A 5,126-nucleotide genomic window follows, 5' to 3' on the forward strand; every position below is an offset into this window, starting at 1 on the left:
CGGCCGGCCGCCGTGGCGGCGCCCCGGCTACTGCCCGGCCCAGCGGGCCCGGCGCATGTCGACGCGCACCGGCGGACGGGCCGAACGCAGCGGCGTCCCCTCGGCCAGGTAATGCGCCAGCGCGGCGGTCTGGTGACCCGGCGCGGGCGTTCCGTCGGCGTGGATCACCCGCCACCAGGCGACGCCGCCGCCGTAGGCGGCGAGGACCCTGCCGACCTGGCGGGGGCCGCCGGCCCCGAGGTATTCGGCGATGTCCCCGTAGGACATGACCTGACCCGGCGGGATCGCGTCCACCACGTCGAGGACCCGGGCGGAGTACTCATCGACCGGATCCCCGGGGGCGCTCACCAGGGGTCATCCCGCGCGCCGTGCTCCGTGCCTGGCGCGGCGTTGCCCGTTCCCTGCGGGTAGGGCGGGTAGGGCGGGTAGGGCGGGCCGAAACCTGGCGCGTAGCCGCCGGCGGCGTGCCCAGGCCCAGGGGCGGCCCCGGCCGGCCGGGGATGGGCCGCGTGCGCTCCCTCCGGTGGCCGGCGCATGACGGTGAACCACGCGCTGGCCGCCGCCCCGAGCGCCAGCGACAGGAGCGCGAGCATCGCGAAGAGGACAAGCTGCCCGACGCCCCGCGGGGCCACCGGAGCGGCCGGGACGGCGGCCGGGCCGCCCCCGAACCTCCCCGACGGGGCGACCTGCGAACCCGCGGCGTGCGACTTAGCGAGCCGGCCCGCGGCGGTCAGCGCCGCCGCGGCGTCCACCGTGCCGAAACCCGTGCCCGGGTTGTAGCCCTCCCCCGGCCCGTTGTGCGCCGTGGTCGTCAGCGCCTCGTCCACGAGGGCAGGCGACAGGCCCGGGTACTTCGACTTGATCAGCGCGGCCACTCCCGCTACCAGCGCGCACGCCGGGCTGGTCCCGTCGACCATCCAGTACAGGTTGTCCCGCCCCTGAGCGGGAACGTTCACCCCGGGCGCGGCGACCTGGACCGACAGGTTGTTGCTCGAGAAGCCGGCGGCGGCGCCCGAGCTGTTGACCGCCGCCACGCCAAGCACCCCCGGGTAGTCCGCCGGGAAGGACACCGGGGCGTAGCCGGGGTCATGGCGCTCGTCGTCCTGGCCCGAGTTTCCCGCGGAGGCCACGAGCACCGCGCCGTGCAGGAAGGCGTACTGCAGCGCGGCGCGCACCACTGCGCTCGGCGAGGAATACCCGATCGACATGCTGATCACCTGCGCGCCGCGTCTTACGGCGTCCATGATGCCGGTGGCCAGCGACTGCTGGATGCGCGACTCGGGCTCGCTCTCGTACTTGCGGTAGCCCGGGTCGTCCTTGTCGGGTATCACGCGGACGGAAAAAATCTTCGCCTCGGGCGCGACCCCGATGATCCCGCCGTCGCCGTCCCCGGCGATGATCGACGCCATCCAGGTTCCGTGCTGGCCCCAGTCCGGGTTGCTCTCCGGGGTGCTCAGTCCGGTCAGGTTCGGACCGGTGATGACGTTCCCGGCGAGGTCGGCGACGTACGGGTCCACGCCGCTGTCGATCACGGCGACCGTGACTCCCTTGCCCTGGGTCACGTTCCACGCGGCGGGCACGTCGAGCATGTCCAGCACCCACTGCTGGATGCCGGGAACGTCGTCGGAGGGCGCCGCCTGCGCGGCAGCCGGCATGAGCGTGACGGCGGCCGCCAGGCCCACGGCGAGCACGGCCTTGCACCCGCGCGCGGCCAGCGTACCGGCCGGCGTCCCGGCTAGTGTCCCGGCTAGCATCCCGGCGTCCCCGGGCAGTGCGGTCGCGGCAGCGGCGCGGCGAGCACGGACACGACGGCCCGCGCGACCCCCACGCCCAGGCTGGTCAGCTCCGAGTCCACGTAGCTGTCGGCCGCGACCGGCTCCAAGGGGCGCTGGTCGGCGTACCCGACCGTGTAGAAGACCACGTAGGTGCCCGCGTTCGTGCTCGCGGAAAGCTGCCGCCGGCTGCTGGTGAACCAGGCCGCGGGCGTGCCCGCGAACCGGACAGGCAGCACGCCGGGGGGCGCCAGGTCCGGATGGCGGGCGCTGGCCCGCGCGGTGGCGGCGAGCTCCCGCTGGGCGGCGCTCGCCTCGGCGGTCGTCCCGAACACCGCGACACCCACGGTGACCACGTAGCTGTCCGTGGCGTCGGCGTAGGTCGCCCGGAGCATGGCCTGGCAGCCGTCGCGCGCGAGCACCGCGGCGATGACGGCATCGGTGGCCGCGGGGCAGGTGGCCTGCCTGGCGATGCCGATCCGGCTGGCGGTCAGCGTCAGCCCGACGCCGTCGCCGAAGACCGCCGCCGACAGCGGGTACCGGACCGACGCGGGGAAGATCTTCCCCGCGGGAAACACCCGCCAGCGCTTGCCGACCTCCCAGTCGATGATCTGCTGTTGCTGACGTGCCGTGAACTGCCTGGGCAGCAGTTGCGTGGCTACTCCCACGAGCGAGGCGCCGAGCCCGCCGACACCCACGACGAGCGCGACGGCCGCCACGGCGCGGCCCGCGCGAGCGCCGCCGCGCCGCCGCGATCCCGGGCGCCCCGGCCGTCGCGATCCTGGCCTCGGCTGGCCGCCACGCCACGTCTGAGCGCCATACGTTGCCTGGCCGCCGTAGTCCGTTGCCACATGCAAATGTTAGGGCCAGCGCCGACCGCGCTGCCGGGCGGCGGAATCGTTTAGGCATTACCTAAACCTAACCTTTCGGTCACGCCCGGCTACGCCGGTCCGCTCGCCAGCACCACGACCGCATCGGCACCTGGACGACATCGCCGCCACCGGTTCGCTCAAGCAGCGCCGCCCGGCAGCGGGCGAGCCCCGCCGCGCGGTCCGGCGCGGAGGCGGCGATGAACCTGCTGTTCGTCCCGAGCCACTCCACCACCGCATCGACCGTGATCGTGCGGGTGAAGCGGAACGACGCGGTCGCCACGTGGTCGAACTGCGCCCCGTCCGGCAGGGTGACCGAGTGCTCGCGGTCCAGCCTGGCCCGCACCTGATCCAGCGTGCGCGGGTGCTGCGGGTCGCTGGCCGGCCGGGTGACGCCAGGGAGCCTGAGCAAGTCCAGTTCGGCCACCCAGTCGGCGCTCCGGTCGCGGCTGGTCCAGATCACCCCGAGCCGGCCGGCTGACCGCAGCACGCGGGCTATCTCAGGAACCGCCCGCGCCGGATCCAGCCAGTGCCAGGCGGTGGACACGAACACCGCGTCCGCGCACTCGTCCGGCAGCGGCATCTCCTCGCCCCAGCCTGCGAGGACGCGCACCTGCGGCGACCGCCGCGCGAGCACCGCCCGCATCCGCTCGTCCGGCTCGACCGCGACCACCTGCGCGGCCCGGCCCAGCAGGGCCCGGGTGAACAGTCCGGTCCCGGCGGCAAGGTCCACCGCGACCCCGCAGCCCGCCGGCACCAGCCAGTCGAGCGCCCCGGCGGGCGGTTCCGGCCGCACCCTGTCGTAACTCGCCGCCACACTCCCAAACGAAGTGGCTCTTTCTTCGCCAACAGTCACAAATCACTATTCTGAACGGTCCGTGGCGTCTCCCGCGGGCAACCCTCCCCCGCACCGTGGCGGGCGAACCCCGGCCTGTACTGTCGGGCGTGAAGGTCTCTGACGTCATGAGGGAGCCGTCGCCGGTGAAGCTGACCAAGCACGAGCACGCCTGTGTCGCCTTCGAGAAGGAAGGCGCCTCGTTCGTCATCGACCCAGGCTCGTTCTCCCCGAACGCCGCGCGGATCATCTCCGGCGCCGATGCGATCCTGCTCACCCACGAGCACTTCGACCATGTCAACGCGGCGGCGATCAACGCGGCGCTGGCGGAGCGGCCGGACCTGCGGGTGTACGCGCCCGCTGCGCTCGGCGACATGTTCGCCGCGCACGCCGGCCAGTTCACCGCGGTCGCGGCCGGCGACGAGCTCGCGGTGGCCGGGTTCACCGTCACGGTGCACGGCACCACGCACGCGCTCATCCACGCCGACATCCCGCTGGTCGCGAACGTCGGGTACCTCATCGACGGGACCGTGTACCACCCGGGGGACGCCTACTTCGTCCCCGACGCTAGCGTCGGCACGCTGCTGCTGCCGACCAGCGGTCCGTGGCTGAAGATCGGGGAGGCCGCCGACTACGTCCGCCTGGTGCGCCCGGACCACGTGGTCCAGATCCACGAGATGCTGCTCAGCGAGATCGGCCTGAACATCGCGAGCATGTTGCTTGGCGAGAAGGGGCTGACCGGGATACCGCTCACCGCCGTCCCGGCCGGGGAGTCGCTGACCCTCTGACCCCTCGTGCCGATGACGGGGGACGGCGGGAAGGACCCGCGCGACGAGCCGGGTCCGCCGCCCTCGCGCGGCACCAAGCGGGTTTACTTCGCGCTGATGGCGATCTGCCTGGGCTTGTTCGTCCTCGCGTGGGCCGTGGTCGACCGCTACTCGACGATCGCGGCGGTCGTGATGTCGGCGGTGGCGCTGGTGATCCCGCCGTTCGCCGCGATCATCGCCAACCGGTCCAGCGCGGTGGACCGCCGGTAGCCGCCCGGCTCAGCAGCCCGCCGCGGCGACGAACAGCACGCCGGGACCGGCCGCGGTGACCGCGCCGTCGGCGGCGGACACGAAGCACGATTCGCCGCGCGAAGCCTTGAGCGTGCTGCCCGCGGCGGCACGCAGCGACACGGCGCCTGCTGTGCACAGCACGAGGCGCGCGCCGGCGCCGGGCAGGGTGACCTCGCCGGCGCCGACATCGGCCCGGTACAGCCGGAACTCCGGCGCCGGGGAGTCGTAGACGGACACCCCGTCCCCGAGCGGGCGCGGCGCGATCACGGGCACGGCCACTGCCGGGTCGGTGAGCCTGAGCAGCTCGGGCACGTCGATGTGCTTGCCGGTGAGACCGGCCCGCACCACGTTGTCGGAGTTAGCCAGCAACTCGATCCCGGTGCCGTGCAGGTAGGAGTGCAACCCGCCGGCCGGCAGGAACACGGCCTGGCCCGGCCGCAGCACCGCGTGCCGCAGCAGCAGCGAGGCCACGATCCCGAGGTCGCCCGGATGCTCGGCGGCGAGCCGCACGGCCGCCGCGCAGGCCGCGGCATACGGCCCGGTCCCCGCGGCCAGCCTGCCGCAGGCCGCGGTCACCGCGCCGATCAGCGGC

Annotated in this window: 6 protein-coding genes and 1 pseudogene; 2 read left to right on the forward strand and 5 right to left on the reverse strand. The window is 73.8% G+C overall.

Features of this window, described 5'->3' with window-relative positions; translation table 11 throughout:
* Nucleotides 1–27 precede the first annotated feature (27 nt).
* From Q1N79_RS21890 to Q1N79_RS21905, 4 genes are all read right to left on the reverse strand, one after another.
* Entirely contained in the window at nt 28–348 is a 321-nt protein-coding gene (locus Q1N79_RS21890; protein ID WP_300611850.1) for an MGMT family protein, read from the reverse strand.
* Entirely contained in the window at nt 345–1,754 is a 1,410-nt protein-coding gene (locus Q1N79_RS21895) for a S8 family serine peptidase (protein WP_300611853.1), read from the reverse strand. The genes Q1N79_RS21890 and Q1N79_RS21895 overlap by 4 nt, the downstream gene beginning before the upstream one ends.
* The gene (locus Q1N79_RS21900) at nt 1,748–2,623 is read right to left on the reverse strand and encodes a hypothetical protein (RefSeq protein WP_300611855.1); all 876 of its coding nucleotides are present in this window, start codon (nt 2,621–2,623) and stop codon (nt 1,748–1,750) included. Before Q1N79_RS21900 ends, Q1N79_RS21895 begins: the two co-directional genes overlap by 7 nt.
* A 79-nt stretch (nt 2,624–2,702) precedes the next feature.
* Entirely contained in the window at nt 2,703–3,458 is a 756-nt protein-coding gene (locus Q1N79_RS21905) for a class I SAM-dependent methyltransferase (RefSeq protein ID WP_300611857.1), read from the reverse strand.
* A 128-nt stretch (nt 3,459–3,586) separates the two neighbouring features.
* Between Q1N79_RS21905 and Q1N79_RS21910 the strand changes: the two genes are divergently transcribed.
* Nucleotides 3,587–4,264 carry an MBL fold metallo-hydrolase gene (locus Q1N79_RS21910; protein ID WP_300611860.1) on the forward strand — a complete coding sequence of 226 codons (678 nt, stop codon included), beginning with the start codon at nt 3,587–3,589 and terminating at the stop codon, nt 4,262–4,264.
* Between the two features lie 12 nt (nt 4,265–4,276).
* Complete coding sequence (locus Q1N79_RS21915; protein ID WP_300611863.1) at nt 4,277–4,513, forward strand: DUF3099 domain-containing protein; 237 nt, start codon at nt 4,277–4,279, stop codon at nt 4,511–4,513.
* 9 nt (nt 4,514–4,522) lie between these two features.
* Here Q1N79_RS21915 and Q1N79_RS21920 read toward each other — a convergent pair.
* Nucleotides 4,523–5,126 (reverse strand): annotated as a pseudogene (locus tag Q1N79_RS21920) (mannose-6-phosphate isomerase, class I); the annotation flags it as partial.

It is taken from the genome of Trebonia sp., assembly GCF_030042015.1.
GTDB lineage: Bacteria > Actinomycetota > Actinomycetes > Streptosporangiales > Streptosporangiaceae > Trebonia.